Annotated in this window: 15 protein-coding genes, 4 tRNA genes and 2 pseudogenes; 10 read left to right on the top strand and 11 right to left on the bottom strand. The window is 42.4% G+C overall.

The window, feature by feature from the left end; genetic code table 11:
* Positions 1–64 precede the first annotated feature (64 nt).
* A tRNA-Met gene (locus tag IKW96_RS08120) sits at positions 65–141 on the top strand.
* Positions 142–447: 306 nt separating this feature from the next.
* Entirely contained in the window at positions 448–1995 is a 1548-nt protein-coding gene (locus tag IKW96_RS08115; RefSeq protein WP_296572966.1) for an alpha/beta hydrolase-fold protein, read from the top strand.
* A gap of 122 nt (positions 1996–2117) precedes the next feature.
* Here the strand turns inward: IKW96_RS08115 and IKW96_RS08110 are convergent.
* The 4 genes and pseudogenes from IKW96_RS08110 to IKW96_RS08095 all read right to left on the bottom strand — a co-directional run.
* Positions 2118–2801 (bottom strand): annotated as a pseudogene (locus tag IKW96_RS08110) (site-specific integrase); the annotation flags it as partial.
* A gap of 135 nt (positions 2802–2936) precedes the next feature.
* A pseudogene (locus tag IKW96_RS08105) lies at positions 2937–3560 on the bottom strand (permease); the annotation flags it as partial.
* 35 nt (positions 3561–3595) lie between these two features.
* A complete protein-coding gene (locus tag IKW96_RS08100; protein WP_296572963.1) occupies positions 3596–4039 on the bottom strand; it encodes a C-GCAxxG-C-C family protein in 444 nt (147 codons plus the stop codon).
* 74 nt (positions 4040–4113) lie between these two features.
* Positions 4114–4422, bottom strand: coding sequence for a helix-turn-helix transcriptional regulator (locus IKW96_RS08095; protein ID WP_296572960.1), 309 nt, complete (start codon positions 4420–4422; stop codon positions 4114–4116).
* 169 nt (positions 4423–4591) lie between these two features.
* On the opposite strand from IKW96_RS08095, the gene IKW96_RS08090 reads away from it, so the two are divergent.
* The 5 genes from IKW96_RS08090 to IKW96_RS08070 all read left to right on the top strand — a co-directional run bounded on the left by IKW96_RS08090 (position 4592) and on the right by IKW96_RS08070 (position 7795).
* Positions 4592–5050 (top strand): MarR family transcriptional regulator, encoded by a 459-nt coding sequence (locus IKW96_RS08090; RefSeq protein WP_296572957.1) that lies wholly within the window; start codon positions 4592–4594, stop codon positions 5048–5050.
* A complete protein-coding gene (locus tag IKW96_RS08085; protein WP_296572954.1) occupies positions 5043–5915 on the top strand; it encodes a hypothetical protein in 873 nt (290 codons plus the stop codon). Before IKW96_RS08090 ends, IKW96_RS08085 begins: the two co-directional genes overlap by 8 nt.
* A 1-nt stretch (position 5916) precedes the next feature.
* Positions 5917–6432 (top strand): flavodoxin domain-containing protein, encoded by a 516-nt coding sequence (locus IKW96_RS08080; RefSeq protein ID WP_296572952.1) that lies wholly within the window; start codon positions 5917–5919, stop codon positions 6430–6432.
* 20 nt (positions 6433–6452) lie between these two features.
* A complete protein-coding gene (locus tag IKW96_RS08075) occupies positions 6453–7013 on the top strand; it encodes a DJ-1/PfpI family protein (RefSeq protein WP_296572950.1) in 561 nt (186 codons plus the stop codon).
* 65 nt (positions 7014–7078) lie between these two features.
* The gene (locus IKW96_RS08070; RefSeq protein ID WP_296572948.1) at positions 7079–7795 is read left to right on the top strand and encodes a hypothetical protein; all 717 of its coding nucleotides are present in this window, start codon (positions 7079–7081) and stop codon (positions 7793–7795) included.
* 116 nt (positions 7796–7911) lie between these two features.
* On the opposite strand, the gene IKW96_RS08065 is transcribed toward IKW96_RS08070, so the two are convergent.
* The 4 genes from IKW96_RS08065 to IKW96_RS08050 form a co-directional block, all read right to left on the bottom strand.
* Positions 7912–8409 (bottom strand): methylated-DNA--[protein]-cysteine S-methyltransferase, encoded by a 498-nt coding sequence (locus IKW96_RS08065; RefSeq protein WP_296572943.1) that lies wholly within the window; start codon positions 8407–8409, stop codon positions 7912–7914.
* Positions 8410–8424: 15 nt separating this feature from the next.
* Positions 8425–8880 carry a GNAT family N-acetyltransferase gene (locus IKW96_RS08060; protein WP_296572939.1) on the bottom strand — a complete coding sequence of 152 codons (456 nt, stop codon included), beginning with the start codon at positions 8878–8880 and terminating at the stop codon, positions 8425–8427.
* A gap of 28 nt (positions 8881–8908) precedes the next feature.
* Positions 8909–9577 carry a nucleotidyltransferase domain-containing protein gene (locus IKW96_RS08055; RefSeq protein ID WP_296572937.1) on the bottom strand — a complete coding sequence of 223 codons (669 nt, stop codon included), beginning with the start codon at positions 9575–9577 and terminating at the stop codon, positions 8909–8911.
* Between the two features lie 97 nt (positions 9578–9674).
* Positions 9675–10091: a YjdF family protein gene (locus IKW96_RS08050; protein WP_296572934.1), complete on the bottom strand. Its 417-nt coding sequence runs from the start codon at positions 10089–10091 to the stop codon at positions 9675–9677.
* A gap of 411 nt (positions 10092–10502) precedes the next feature.
* Here IKW96_RS08050 and IKW96_RS08045 point away from each other — a divergent pair, with 411 nt between their 5' ends.
* From IKW96_RS08045 to rsgA, 3 genes are read left to right on the top strand one after another with little or no spacing between them, the layout of a single operon-like run.
* Complete coding sequence (locus IKW96_RS08045) at positions 10503–11162, top strand: phosphatase PAP2 family protein (protein ID WP_296572931.1); 660 nt, start codon at positions 10503–10505, stop codon at positions 11160–11162.
* Between the two features lie 13 nt (positions 11163–11175).
* On the top strand, positions 11176–11793 hold the full coding sequence (locus tag IKW96_RS08040) for a helix-turn-helix transcriptional regulator (RefSeq protein ID WP_024859453.1): 618 nt from the start codon (positions 11176–11178) through the stop codon (positions 11791–11793).
* A gap of 17 nt (positions 11794–11810) precedes the next feature.
* Positions 11811–12848 carry a ribosome small subunit-dependent GTPase A gene (gene rsgA / locus IKW96_RS08035; RefSeq protein WP_296572928.1) on the top strand — a complete coding sequence of 346 codons (1038 nt, stop codon included), beginning with the start codon at positions 11811–11813 and terminating at the stop codon, positions 12846–12848.
* Positions 12849–14033: 1185 nt separating this feature from the next.
* On the opposite strand, the gene IKW96_RS08030 is transcribed toward rsgA, so the two are convergent.
* The 3 genes from IKW96_RS08030 to IKW96_RS08020 all read right to left on the bottom strand — a co-directional run bounded on the left by IKW96_RS08030 (position 14034) and on the right by IKW96_RS08020 (position 14276).
* Positions 14034–14121 (bottom strand) — tRNA-Tyr (locus IKW96_RS08030).
* A gap of 3 nt (positions 14122–14124) precedes the next feature.
* Positions 14125–14198: transfer RNA gene (locus IKW96_RS08025), tRNA-His, on the bottom strand.
* A 1-nt stretch (position 14199) separates the two neighbouring features.
* Positions 14200–14276, bottom strand: a tRNA-Glu gene (locus IKW96_RS08020).

Raw genomic sequence — 14276 nt, 5'->3', positions numbered from 1 at the left:
GTGTTGACATCACTCCCCTCCTGTGGTATAATAATATAGTCGCAGATGAAACTGCACTATATATCGCGGTGTGGAGCAGCTAGGTAGCTCGTCGGGCTCATAACCCGAAGGTCGTTGGTTCAAATCCAGCCGCCGCAACCAGAAACAAGGACTATGTTGTTGAACATAGTCCTTTTGCTTTATGGCTTAGAATAGCCATTTAAGGCGATAGTGCTACAAGAATGGATGACATTAAGTGACTATATTGCATACAAAAAAGAAAGTGGAACGGAGCTTGGTATAAGCTCCGTTTCCGTTGTATTTCCGTTATTATGGTGAAAAGCAATGTCAAATGACAATCAAATATGAACCATACAGTCAGTACGATTGACCTTTCTTCCTATCTGTGTTATAATTGTAACTAACATAAACCAAATCGGAATTTATAGCAGAAAGGGATATTACAGTATGAAAAAAACAGTCACACTACTATTGCTCCTTGCAATGACACTATCACTTACATCCTGCAATAATGCTGCAGAGGACTCATACAGCTCCGCATCTGTAGAGCAGACGACCGAACAGCCGCAGGAGATCTCTCCTGCCAAGCTCACGAATAAAATGACCGAGATAGAACTCGGCACAGTGTCAAAACACGCTCTCACTCTGCTGGACGAGCCGCCAAAACTCAGTTCAGACCCGAATGCCGAACACAAGGTCAGTATCGAGTTTCAGACGATAGACCTTGAAAACTGGCGAAACTCGATCAATGAGAACCGCGATGAGATGACCGATGACGAATATAAAGAAGCAATGAAAAAGATACAAAAGGCTGAAGAAACCGGAGAGGGCTTGCGTTATCCGCTCCCGCCGCTTGTAGACGGGTACATCGTTTCGCATTCTGTTCCTGACGCTGATACATTTGATGACGGCGGTTCATACAAGTTTACAACTTCCGCGATAGACGAAAACGGCGAATGGAAGGTTCAGGATTTCTCATTTGCTTCATTAGAGGAATATCTTGATTTTGTCAGAGAGCAGGATGAGGCGCAGGGCTATCCAAAAGAGGCGACAAACCTTGATATCATGTTTATCCAGCTTGCATACGATGCGCTGTGCTCAGGCGATTATGAGGAGCTTCCCGCGGGCGCAGTGGACAGGAACGACACTTCACTGTACCTCTGGAGCTATTTTCACAATTACAGAAGCGATTGGGAATACAATCGCGAAGAAGTAGAGGAGATTAAGGATTCTGTTGACGAGATATACATTTACGATGAAGAGCTGCAAAGGTCATTCACCGTCCATGTAACGCTACCGCCCGATTATGACAAGTCAAAGACCTATCCCGTTTTCTTCCTGACGGACGGTATATGGCGCTTCGGCAACTGTCCCGCGCTTAGAAAATGTATGGAAAACAAAGAGGCTGCACCCGTTATCCTTGTTAGCCTTTATTACAGCTATGATGTCACTGACCCTGACCAAGAGCTACGATATGAGGATCTTGTCATCAATCGCAGTGAGCTGCTGGATTTTATCACCGACAACCTGATGCCGTATCTCTGCGAGAATTACAACATCGACTGCGGAAATTCCACGCTGTACGGTCATTCGGACGGAGGCGTATTCACACACTATGCACTGTTCAATTCAGATCAGTACGAGAATCAGCCCTTCGGACATTACATCATCGGCAGCCCTGCACTGTGGGGGCTGAAGCATTATAATGAATATGAAGGCATCAGCAATGACATATATATGAATGATTACGACTATTTTGACAGAAATGAAAAGCTGGACAAGACCGTATTCCTCTGTGCAGGTTCGCAGGAAGATCCCGATTATGCCGAAAACTACCGTGAGGGAGATGATACAACGCTCGAAGGTGTTGCAAAGCTGAAGGAGCGTCTCGAGTCACATAATGCAGAACTGACCTACAAGCTGTATGAATCCCATCACTATCAGTACATTCCCGAAATGCTGATTGAATATCTGAAAGAAACGTATCCGTGTTAATTGAAGATTAAATTCTGATTTATCTTAGCAATATTATAAACACAATGCCCCTGAGCGCTTTATAACACTCAGGGGCAAAACTTCTATATGGGTATCTGTCTTTGTGGAGAAGGAGCTTCTTGTTACTTTGCCTCTTCCTTGTCATTGTCATGATGAAAGGGATTGAGTTTTCCGTCTATCACATCTGAGGCTACTTCATCAGCTGACTGTATTGCATGGACATATATCTTGCTCGTTGTAGTTATGGAAGAATGTCCAAGGCGTCTTGAAACAGTGGGAATAGATACTCCTTCAGCAATGAGAAGAGTAGCGTGTGTGTGTCTGAGCGAATGAGGAGTAAAGTGAGGTAGCTTATTTCGTTTTACAAAATTACTTGTCCAGTCAGTCAGACTGTCGGGGTTCATAGGTGTAGTATCATCCTTTATGAATAGTCTGTCATTCCTGATGGTCTGAGTACTTCCGTCTGCAAGCGTAATTGTGATGAAGTGCTCCCAGCGATCAAGCATATCATTACGGAGCTTGTTCCAGTAAGCTTGATACTCACGAAGAAGATCAAATACAAACTCTGGAAGCTTAACGGTACGGTATGAAGTGGCGTTCTTAGGGGATTTGGTAATAATGCCCATGTGCTGAACGTATTGACTGGTTCTCTTGATATGTATGATTCGTTTATCGAAGTCGATATCTTTCCATTCAAGACCAAGAAGCTCACCACGACGAACACCGCTGAACATCAGCAGGTACATAGCTACTTTCCATTTGAGCGGTTCGTCATTGAGAAGTTCCAAAACGTGTCTTGCCTGTTCTTCATCAAGGAACGCAGCTTCTGATTGCTCCAGTTTAGGTGCTTTCATGTAGTTGTGATCTGCTATATTGAACGGAACGAGCCTGTCGCGTGTAGCTTGTGCAAGAATTGAACTTATGAGCCTATGATAATGAAGAATTCCTACGCCGACTATGACGTATGGAAAGACCTTCTTTGCCGTTCCGACTACCTGCTCCCACGCATATTTCATTCGATCGCGCTTTGTCAGCTCATTCTGAGGAGTATCTATGCCCTTACCGTTTCGTATAAATTCTTCCACCTGATCTTCAAGATGCAGCTTTTCAATAAGCGTTCCGCCTGCAACCGCTATAACAAGTCCGACTAATACATAGATTATAGCGACTTTCCAGCCGAATATACTCATCAGCAGGACAAGTGAGCCCAAGTCCACCATTGGTGATGAGATAAGAAACGAGAACGTCACTCCAAGTGGAAGTCCTGCGCTTGTGAATCCCATAAATAGCGGTATCGAGGAACAGGAGCAGAATGGCGTGACTGTACCGAGTAAAGCGGCAATACAGTTTGCACCAATACCGTGGAATCTGCCCAGTATCTTTTTCGTTCTTTCGGGCGGGAAATAACTCTGTATATAGGTTATCACGAAAATAAGAACACCAAGCAGCACCATAATTTTTATCGTATCATAGATGAAGAATTGCAGACTGCCGCCCAGCTTGCTTTCGGTATCAAGTCCGCAGGAGTTCAGCAATGAGCCGATAAGCCTGTTCAGCCATTTCATGCCGAATACTTCGTCCTGTATGAAGTCCCACACGCTTAACCCTCACTCCCCAGCATCTCCATCAGTATCTCAGCCGCTGTCCTTACCATTTCAGGACAGAGTGTTTTGAACAGACCATTTGAACGTGCAAAGATCTTACCCTCCTCAGTTCTGAGGTCGCAGCCGAGAATGTCCCGGCAAATGTATGAATTCTTGCGTTTCTCGAACTCGTCAAGGAACTTAACTGCCATAGATCCACTTTTGGCACGACTTTCATTGTCGTTAAGGTCGAACTGACCGTACTTCATACCAAGAACCATTAGAGCTCCAGTACAAGCTCCGCAGACCTCGCCCTTGCCCATTCCTCCACCGAAGCATGAACCTATCTGCAAAGCCTGCTTTTCGGTAATACCGAACCGCTCTGCAAACGCCGCAAATACAGCCTGCGAACACTTATAGCCATTTTCATAATACTGAACTGCCTTTGAAACATTATCCATTTTCTTTTCCTCCGATAGTTATATTTAGATATATCAATTTGATGATACTATTTTAAGCCGTATGGTCATACGGCTTATTTATCACAACAATTACACTCGTTTTCAGTTACTGCCGTGATCTCTTTCAGGCAGTCCATAGCGATCTTAGCACCTTCATGCGAGATAGAGTAGTGCATCCACTTGCCCTCTTTTCTGCCGACCACAAGTCCGCTGTCGCAGAGTACCTTCATATGGTGAGAGAGCGTTGGCTGACTCAAGTTTAGCTCTTCAAGAAGGTGGCAGGCACAAAGTTCACCGTTTTGAAGAAGTCTGAATATCTGCACTCTGTTTTCATCGCACAGGGCTTTGAATATCACTGTGATCTGCTTGTTTGAAAGCTCCACGTTCTCACCTCACATTGAAAATTTTCTATATTATATCACACAAATAGAATTTTGTCAATATGTTTTGAGAAATTAATGAAAAATCAAAATCGCTATTGACAAATTATAAAATATGTAGTATACTGCATATAATAGGTAGTATATTACATATATTCAAAAGAGGTTTGCTATGTACGATTTTGAACACATGGATCCGAGAATTATTGCCTTTGTGAACATCTTTATCTGTTCCAACAGGCTTCAGGCTATAATGGATAACGGACTTGTGGATATTACCGCCAAACAATGGCTTGCTATTGCAATGATAGAGGCGTTTCCCGAGCCACCAACGCTCAAGCAGATGTCTGAGCTTTCCGGAGTTACCCATCAGAGTATGAGGCAGATAGTTGACCGTCTTGTGGATAAAGGCTTTCTTGAGATCGTTCCTGACAAAAAGGACAAACGTGCCATACGACTTGTCAAAACTGAAGCGGCAAATAACATCCGAACAAAAAAATCAGATCAGAACATACAATTCGTATACAAATTGTTCGATTGCCTGACAGAAGAGGAGCAGCGAGTTTACTGCACGGCACTTGAAAAACTCTGCAACAGGCTGAATGAGCTGAAAGAGGAAAATGATGCGTAAATTCCAAATGATGCACATTTTGTCCACTGCCGCTATTGTGCTCCTTATCATGATAACTCTGTGCGGTATGCTTTCGTGGGATACTTCCAAAACGTATGAAACAGTGAATCAGTACGGCGAAACTATAAAGATGTGGGGCAGCGGTATATATGCTCGTGACAGCTATCTCAAAGCGACGATTTTTATTGGCAGCGATATGTGTATGCTTTTTATTGGTATTCCACTGACTGCACTATCAGTGATATATGATGTGAAGAAGAAGGATAAACTCAGCTTTCTGCTGCTTGTCTCGGTACTTGCGTGGCTGTTGTATTATGCAGCGAGCCTGTGCTTCGGAGTAACATACAATATGTTATTTCTGGCGTATACCGCTCTTTTTGTATGCACTTTTTTTGCCTTCATCATCGGCATATATAGAATATCAGGTGAACACTTTGATGTACCCGATATACTTTCAGGAAAACCATATACAGTCTTTCTGGTGCTTTCGGGAATATCAACTTTTATTGCCTGGCTTCCGGATATCGTTTCTTCGTTCGGAAGCGGAAGGCTGCAGCTCATAGAGGTCTATACAACAGAGATCACATATATCCTCGATATGGGGATAATAAGTCCCACAGCTTTCATATGCCTTTATCTGCTGAAGAAAAGGAACTCATTCGGTGTGGTGCTGCTTTCCGTTCTTCTGATTGGAATAATTGTAGTAGGGATATTGGTGATTTTTCAGACAGCCGTACAACTCGTTTCGGGAGTTGATCTTCCGATACCGGCTATCATTACAAAATCTGCAATATTCACCCTGCTGGGGATATACGCGGCAATACTCGCCGGAAAGCTATATAAAGCAATCGTAGAAGGAGAATAATATGAAAACGATAGTTGCTTATAAGTCAAAATCTGGTTACACCAAAACATACGCTGAGTGGTTAGCACAGGAGCTTGGCTGCGACATTAAAGAAAACGCTGAGCTTTCCGATATTATCGGTTATGATACGATAATTTACGGAGGCGGAATGTATGCAGGCGGATTCAACGGCGTAAAGCTTATCACAAAAAATCTTGACAAGCTGTCAGGTAAGAAGATAGTCCTGTTTGCGGTAGGATCAAATCCCGGCAGAGAGCATGAGATGCAGCCGTTCTGGGAAAAGGTGCTGACCGCTGAACAGCAAAAACAAATAGGACATTTTTATCTCAGAGGCGGTTTTGATTTCAGCAAGTTGACTGCCGGAGATAAGATACTTATGAAAATGCTTAAAGTGCGTTTGCAGAAGCTTAAAGAGCGCACCGAAGACGAGCAGGGAATGCTCGATGCTTATGACACGCCCGTTGATTTCAGAGATAAGGATAATATCAAACCTCTGATAGATTTTGTTTTAAAGTGATCTGTAACGGAGGAATTAAAATGAGGGTACTGTTATTTCTTGCAAAAGGCTTTGAAACAATGGAAGCAAGTGTTTTTGTTGATATTATGGGCTGGGCTGGTGTCGAAGTCTTTACATGTGCTCTGCAAAAGACTATCACAAGCACTTTCGGAGTATCAGTCAATCCTGATATCCTGATGAATGATGTTTGCATCGACGATTATGACGCACTGGCTATCCCCGGAGGTTTTGAAGAGTATGGCTTCTATGAGGACGCATTTTCGGATCAGGCTGTCGAACTGATCAAAGAATTCAACGACAGGGGCAAGATGATAGCCACGATTTGCGTTGCTGCACTGGCACTCGGAAACAGCGGCATACTGAAAGACAAGAGAGCAACAACATATCATCTGAACAACGGGCATCGCCAGAAGCAGCTCGCTGAGTACGGTGCAATAGTTGTGAACGAGCCTGTCGTTAGGGCGGATAATATCATAACCTCATACTGTCCGCAAACAGGACCTGCTGTGGCATTCATGCTTCTGGAAGAACTGGTGGGAACAGATAAAATGCAGGAAACAAAGATTGCTATGGGGTTCTGACAGATGTATGCTTTGATAAAAGAATAAGAATGATTAATAGTTGCGTATGAATATATGAGGTACAAATGAAAAGAATAGCTGTTATTGGTGACTATAATCCTAAAGAAGAAAGCCATTGTCGCATATTGGATTCAATAAAAGATATATCAGAGGAATTAGAAGCTGAACTTGAAGTTCAATGGATCATGAGTGATGAATTGGACACTTCCGCGGAACATCTAAAATCGTTTGATGGTTTCTGGTTCTCACCGGGAAGCCCTTATAGGAATGCAAAGAACGTTCTGACGACAATGCAATTTGCGAGAGAGAACGGCATTCCTTCACTAGGGACTTGTGCCGGTTTTCAACATATGGTCGTTGAGTTTGCACGTAATGTGTTAGGCCTGTATGGAGCAGACACCGAAGAAAACAATGAAGAATGTTCAGATGCCGTAATAGTAAGATTGCCGTGTTCTCTTGTATATAAGAAAGAACAACTGAAGATATCAAATCCTGATTCAATCATGGCTCAATCAATAGGTATTGACAGATTTGTCGGAGAATACCGTTGTAATTACGGATTTAATGAAGCCTATCACAGTATATTTTTAAATAGTAATATGATTGCTGCCATAGCACAAAACGAAGACGGATATACTAGAGGATTTGAAGTTAAAGGACACCCGTTCTTTGTTGGTACTCTTTTCATTCCCCAGTTGGACTTTAAGGGAGACGGTTCTTATCGTATAATCAGATCCTATCTGAATGCCGTTTTATTCGGATGCGGCGTGGAAATTCCTTGAATATATCAAAAGTGAAAGATAACAAATGATGAAATTTTTTCCATTTGTGGGTACAGTAATCTTGTATATTAAGCAGAAACAGATAAGATAGGCAGCCATTACGGCTGCCTTTTACATTATATTTCGTACTTCTCAAGTTTCAGCAGAGCTATCTTTTTATCCAGTCCGCCTGCATATCCTGTAAGCCTTCCGTCTGTCCCCACTACTCTGTGGCATGGAATGATAATTCCGATTGGATTATGTCCGACAGCACCGCCGACTGCCTGCGCTGACATACGCTCAACTCCTTGTCGTTCTGCAAGGATACGTGCGATTCCACCATAGGTCATAGTCTGTCCATAAGGTATAGTCAGAAGTATATCATATACAGCCTTGCGGAACGGTGTTGTGTGAATACTGATCGGCGGAGTATAATCGGGAACCTTCCCACTTAAATAAATATCGAGCCATGTGCAGGTCTGCGTGAATATAGGCATCTCCGCCTTGGTTCTTTCTTCAACAAGTTTATTTGGATAGTGTTTCTGCCCGTCGAACCATAGTCCTGTCAGTGCTTCGCCGTCACTGGCGAGGGTGATACCGCCGAGGGGTGAAATATAGTGAAATATGTTATTCATTATATCTTACTTCTATCATATGTTTTTTAGTGTATATCTCGGACCTTCTTCGCCGATCGTTCCGTTAGGAACAAATCCGCACTTATCAAGCACTCGTTTTGAAGATATATTATCTTCATTTGTTTCGGCTTCCAGAGCTGTAACATTCGGCTGTTTAAGAGCCCATTCAGATACTGCTTTCACGGCTTCGCTTGCATAGCCATATCCCTGATACTCATCGTTTATACCATATCCTATCTCAGCGATACCATCAGGAGAAAGTCCTTTGAAACACAATTCACCAATATGCGTTCCGTCTTTCAGTTCTATCATCCATATCGCATACCAATCCCAGTGTTCGGAATGATCAAGGCAACCGTTCAGCATTTCGGTGTACGCAGCTTTAAGGACATCAACCGTTTGTGTTTCTATAAATACTTCCATCTGCTCTTTTGAGGCAGGGTATATTTTCAAGTGTTCTGTTTCAATCATAGTAGTCTCCTTATATCGGAATATGCTTTTAAATACATTCGTTCAGGTGATTTAACTGTTTTTTCGCCCAAGTAAAGATAAGGTCTGACAGTCTTTCAAAATCTGACACGCCGCTGTTTTTTATCTGTATATAAGCAGAGATAATATCTTTCTCGCTGCCTTCAACTTTGCTGAAAAGCTCCTGTAAACGTGCGCTATATTCTCCTGACCGCAGATACCAGAGTGCCTGTATCACAAAGGAGGCGGATTTGTACAATCCTTTCAGTATTGCAGGATCTTTCTCATATATCAGATTATGCACGCAGGAGTGATAAATATTGCAAACTCCTATTTTGACTGAGCGCCTGATATCATCATCAGTTATCGAAGGAACAATATCATCAAGAGTTCCTATTATCGGCTTCGTATCATGATAGAACTGGAACAGATCAGATACCTCCCAGTTTCTGAGGTCATCTGCATCAGAAAGAAATCCACAAAGTAAATCCCTGTGCGGAAGAGTGTCAAGCATAGTCCGGTAACGTCTTACATCTTCACACGAAATATTATCGAGAATCACAACTATATCAATATCACTGCTTTCTGTTGCTTCTCCGCGTGCATAGCTGCCCTGTAAGCCAACGAAACATACCCTGTCTGGAAATGTATTTTTCAAGGCTGAGATAAATTTATCTATCAAAGACGCTGTATCGATCATATCTGGTCTCCTGAACAAAATGTATATCTTAATATTAATTGATTGGATAAAAAGTCCCAACAGTTGAAACTGTCAGGACTTTTTTTGCAGGAAGCTGTCAATGACCTTTATGCTTATCCCTGCGCTTTTGCTGTTTAAGCTCAAACTGACGCTGTTTTTCGGCTTCACGCTGCTCTTTTGTGATCTGCCTGCGTTCGGTCTTCATTTGCTCCTGCATAAGCTTCAGCGCCTGCTGAGACTTAGTGCCGATACCTGTGGTACTGAGCTGCTTTCGTGCATTGCGCTGCCGCCGTTTGGGATTATCAGCAGTCTGCTTTGTTTTGGCCTTAACAGCAGGACTGAACTTCAACTTGTAGTAATGCCTCAGCACGTAATCCCAGACTTCACTGTCCTTGGGTTCTGCTCCGAATGTGACCTTAGCCGCTGAGAGTTTATCATCTTCAGAGCGTTCAAATACTCCCACCCAGAAAGGCTCATCGAAAAAAACTGTCAGCATACCGTTCGTTTTGTCCATATCTTTCCCTCCTAAAAAATTGCTATGGACAAAGAACGGACAACCCGGAGGGGCAGGTTACTTACCCTGTATTCACAGGACGGCCGGGCTACCTACCGGCTCTAGCATACCCGAAGGTATACGTTGCGTTTTTATCTTTGTCATTTAATTGCACAGTTGTGCTGTTTATATCATAACATATCTGCATGGCTTGGTCAAGACTATGGGTTGACGGAATTTCACCTTTCGGTTATAATATAATCAGGCTCAAGTCATAAAAAAGTCGTGGCGGCAGATGTGCTGCAAATGGCGAAATATCGCATATGTTACGATTCGTGTCATGGGTGTGACCGTACGGTTCTTTACTTTTTTCAGTCCCCGTGTTACCATGAGATTAGCCGAAAGGAAATCATCTGAAAGGAACACGGAATTATGAAAAAGAATGAAAAGAACATATTGATCACAGGCATGATAATGCTGGTACTGTTTGCAGTCTGGACTGTACTGATACAGACAGTTGATGTTCAGGCAGTGGGACAGAACGGAACGGACATCGGGTTTGCAGGTCTGAACGTGTGGTTCCATAAAATGACAGGCGTTCATATGTGGGTGTATACTGTCACCGACTGGCTTGGACTTGTGCCGATCTTTATCTGTATGATATTCGGAGTTGTCGGTCTGGTTCAGCTCATAAAGCGGAGAAGTCTTCTTAAAGTTGATAAGGATATTATCCTGCTTGGTATTTACTATATCCTTGTGATATTCGGTTATCTCATATTTGAGATGATACCTATAAACTACCGACCGATACTTATAGAAGGACGTATGGAGGCTTCTTACCCGTCTTCAACAACGCTTCTTGTTATGAGCGTAATGCCTACGTTAGCTTTTCAGGTGCATCGCAGGATAAGGAATACTAAAGTCAAATACGGTATTTATGCGTTTACGGTCTTACTCACAGCATTTATGGTGGTGGGACGCACTGTTGCGGGAGTACACTGGCTGACAGATATAGCAGGCTCTGTTCTGCTGAGCTCTGGACTGTACTTAATATATCATGGTGCTGTCCACCTCACTGACAAAAATAACTAACGGAGAAAAGAAAATGGAATTTCACGAGAAATTGCAGGAATTAAGGAAGAAAAAAGGCTTAACTCAGGAGGAACTTGCAAAGGAACTCTACGTTTCCCGTACAGCTATCTCTAAGTGGGAGTCGGGAAAGGGATATCCGAATATTGATTCGCTGAAAGAGATATCAAAGTTCTTTTCTGTGACCATAGATGAGCTTCTGTCGTCGGAGGAACTCATTACTGCGGCAAAAGACGAGAATCGTTCAAATATTGGTAAAATGATCGACCTGCTGATAGGTGTAGTCGATATAATGAGCATTATGCTTATTCTTCTGCCGCTTTATCCTAAAAAGGTAGGAGAAACAGTCTCGGCAGTTGCACTGTTTGATTACACGCATATATCGTTCGGGATAAGCTGTGTATGCTGGGGACTGTTTTCAATACTTATAATCATCGGTGCAGTGAAGTTGTTTATGAATTACAGGAACATAGAAAAGGGCAGAAGCACAGTTACTGGCACATCGCTTGTACTTAGCATTATCGCGGTATTGTTCCTGACTATGGCAAGAATACCCTATGCGGCAACAGTAGCGTTCCTGCTGCTGATAATAAAGGGGATAATGCTTTTCAAACTCCCAAAAAGTGAGCACTGAACAGATAGGAGAGACAAATGAAATTAGAGAACTTACCGTCTGTATATGAGGCGTATAGCGCAGAATATCCAGACCTTACAGTATGCCGTGTAGTTTTGCAGGAAAAAGATCTTTATCATGTCATACATAAAGACGGAATGATGCAGGCACAGGTATCCGGCAAATTCAGATATGATGCCATAACTGTATCTGATTTCCCTGCCGTAGGCGATTATGTTATGGCTGATATAACCGGCGGCGACAGGGCTGTGATACATAATGTTCTTCCAAGAACAAGCGTATTTATCCGTAAAGCTGCTGGAAAGTCAAACACTGAACAGGTCGTTGCCGCAAATATAGATACAGTATTTCTGTGTATGTCACTCAATAACGATTTCAACATAAGACGTATCGAAAGATATATGACTGCCGCATGGGACAGCGGTGCTGTTCCTGTTGTACTGTTGACGAAGACTGACCTTTGCGATGAAGTTGATGCAAAGATCGCTCAGATAGAAAGCGTTGCAGTCGGAGTTGATACAATTACGACATCAGTCGCTGAACCTGACGGTTACAGCCAGATCACGCCATATCTGAAAGTAGGAAAGACACTTGCTTTTGTAGGTTCCTCAGGTGTCGGCAAATCAACGCTTATCAATCACCTTCTGGGAGATGACAGGCTTGATACGAACGGACTGCGTAACGATGACAAGGGCAGACATACCACTACTCACCGTGAACTGCTTATGCTTCCAAGCGGCACTATGGTCATTGATACGCCTGGTATGCGTGAAATGGGAATGTGGGACAGCAGTGAAGGACTTTCGGCTGCATTTGAAGATATCGAGGAACTTTCAGCAAAGTGCCGTTTCAAGAACTGTACTCACAAATCTGAACCCGGATGTGCAGTACAGGCTGCTATCAAAAATGGTGAACTTTCAGAGGAGCGGCTGTTATCTTATGAAAAGCTGAAAATTGAAAACGCTTATTCTGAAGATGCTGAAGGATATCTGGCAGCAAAAGAAGAAAAATTCAAAAAGATAGCCAAGTTCAATAAAACTAATCATAAAAATTAAGACTAACATTATATCAGAAGACTGCAGGAATAAACTGCGGTCATTCTTATAACAAAAAAGTCCTCACAGCCGAAGACGTGAGGACTCTGTTGTTATATTGAGTTATCTTTCCGAAAGAATTACTTCTTGTCAGCGATTGCAGCCTGTGTCGCAACCAGTGAAAAATGAAGTATCAACAGTAATTGTCTGCTATATTTTTCCTACACTTTTCCTACAGTTTTAAGAATTTTTCTGCAAAGGTAATACTAGTAAATTCAGCTTTTCTCCTCGAAAAATAGATGCAAAACAGGATTCTATTAAAACATGAAAAACTGCCGAAAATCCGTCAGCGTCGGCTTGTGGTTTCGAAGATTGTAGAGCATACAAAATCAACGTTATAACATGATGGCCGCCAATGGCGGCCATTCGTTTTAAAGAGTGTACAAAAAAACTCTCACAGCCAAAACTGTGAGAGCCAGATGCTATCGATGATAATGTGTAGGTAACGAGTAAGTTTAGAAATTCTGAATGATAAATCGTTTCCGTTATTTTTCCGTTATTGTATGAAAAATAGGTATGTATTTAATACAAATCATGAATCGTTTGATATTTGAAAATGGCTAAATATCGGCAATTATGATCGGTAGGTGCAAGTCGCATTTTCTAATGTTCAACACTCATAACCCGAAGGTCGTTGGTTCAAATCCAGCCGCCGCAACCAAATCATAACCGCCTGAATAACGGATAAACGCCGATATTCAGGCGGTTTCCTTGTTTTTGGAATTCGCTGGATTGCCGTATTTGCACTCCAAAATGCTTAAAAATCACACGATTTGCCCCAAAAATCACACGGGCTGTCACACGAAAAAAATCTTTGAAAAGAGCGTGGAATGTGGTATCAAACTACCCCATTGGGGAAAAAATCACTCAAATGCTGACAATAAGACTCATACAGGCAGATTTTTATAGGCTATTATTATTTCACCAATGATTATTTTGTTAAATCAAGTGCTCTTGAATGAATACTGTAAATTTCAAAGTGTCAAATTGGCGCTTTGAACTAGATATTGAAGCTTACCATTATCCTTTGGCAAAAAAACTGGATTTTAGTTTTTATTTTGATTATTCAGAAATAATTTCTGAAATACGAGAACAAAACTAGAATTTGCCATGTGTCTTCGTTCGAAAAGTACGGAGATGTATTATTGGTGGGCAAGGTAGGAGTCGAACCTACGGTGTATCAAAGTCACGGATTTACAGTCCGCTGCAATCGCCACTCTATGCACACTCGCCCATGTGGGGTAATCAAAGAGAATCGAACTCTCATTTTCAAAGCCACAATCTGACGTCCTTCCATTAGACGACGACTACCTGGTGACGGATAGGGGGATCGAACCCACTATTTAAAGATTGAAAGCCTCTTGTCCTGACCTGTTAGACGAATCCGCC

The sequence above is a fragment of the Ruminococcus sp. genome (genome assembly GCF_017549005.1).
Lineage (GTDB): Bacteria > Bacillota > Clostridia > Oscillospirales > Ruminococcaceae > Ruminococcus.
The sequence above is the reverse complement of the archived record's forward strand: the minus strand, read 5'-3'. Positions and strand labels throughout refer to the sequence as shown.

What these genes read in the sequence shown, in the direction of transcription:
- IKW96_RS08045 (WP_296572931.1), top strand. Translation starts at nt 10,503, where the DNA reads ATGAAAAAGAATGAAAAGAACATATTGATCACAGGCATGATAATGCTG.
- IKW96_RS08090 (WP_296572957.1), top strand. Translation starts at nt 4,592, where the DNA reads ATGTACGATTTTGAACACATGGATCCGAGAATTATTGCCTTTGTGAAC.
- IKW96_RS08070 (WP_296572948.1), top strand. Translation starts at nt 7,079, where the DNA reads ATGAAAAGAATAGCTGTTATTGGTGACTATAATCCTAAAGAAGAAAGC.
- IKW96_RS08040 (WP_024859453.1), top strand. Translation starts at nt 11,176, where the DNA reads ATGGAATTTCACGAGAAATTGCAGGAATTAAGGAAGAAAAAAGGCTTA.
- IKW96_RS08075 (WP_296572950.1), top strand. Translation starts at nt 6,453, where the DNA reads ATGAGGGTACTGTTATTTCTTGCAAAAGGCTTTGAAACAATGGAAGCA.
- IKW96_RS08065 (WP_296572943.1), bottom strand. Translation starts at nt 8,409, where the DNA reads ATGAATAACATATTTCACTATATTTCACCCCTCGGCGGTATCACCCTC.
- rsgA (WP_296572928.1), top strand. Translation starts at nt 11,811, where the DNA reads ATGAAATTAGAGAACTTACCGTCTGTATATGAGGCGTATAGCGCAGAA.
- IKW96_RS08085 (WP_296572954.1), top strand. Translation starts at nt 5,043, where the DNA reads ATGCGTAAATTCCAAATGATGCACATTTTGTCCACTGCCGCTATTGTG.
- IKW96_RS08100 (WP_296572963.1), bottom strand. Translation starts at nt 4,039, where the DNA reads ATGGATAATGTTTCAAAGGCAGTTCAGTATTATGAAAATGGCTATAAG.
- IKW96_RS08115 (WP_296572966.1), top strand. Translation starts at nt 448, where the DNA reads ATGAAAAAAACAGTCACACTACTATTGCTCCTTGCAATGACACTATCA.
- IKW96_RS08060 (WP_296572939.1), bottom strand. Translation starts at nt 8,880, where the DNA reads ATGATTGAAACAGAACACTTGAAAATATACCCTGCCTCAAAAGAGCAG.
- IKW96_RS08080 (WP_296572952.1), top strand. Translation starts at nt 5,917, where the DNA reads ATGAAAACGATAGTTGCTTATAAGTCAAAATCTGGTTACACCAAAACA.
- IKW96_RS08055 (WP_296572937.1), bottom strand. Translation starts at nt 9,577, where the DNA reads ATGATCGATACAGCGTCTTTGATAGATAAATTTATCTCAGCCTTGAAA.
- IKW96_RS08050 (WP_296572934.1), bottom strand. Translation starts at nt 10,091, where the DNA reads ATGGACAAAACGAACGGTATGCTGACAGTTTTTTTCGATGAGCCTTTC.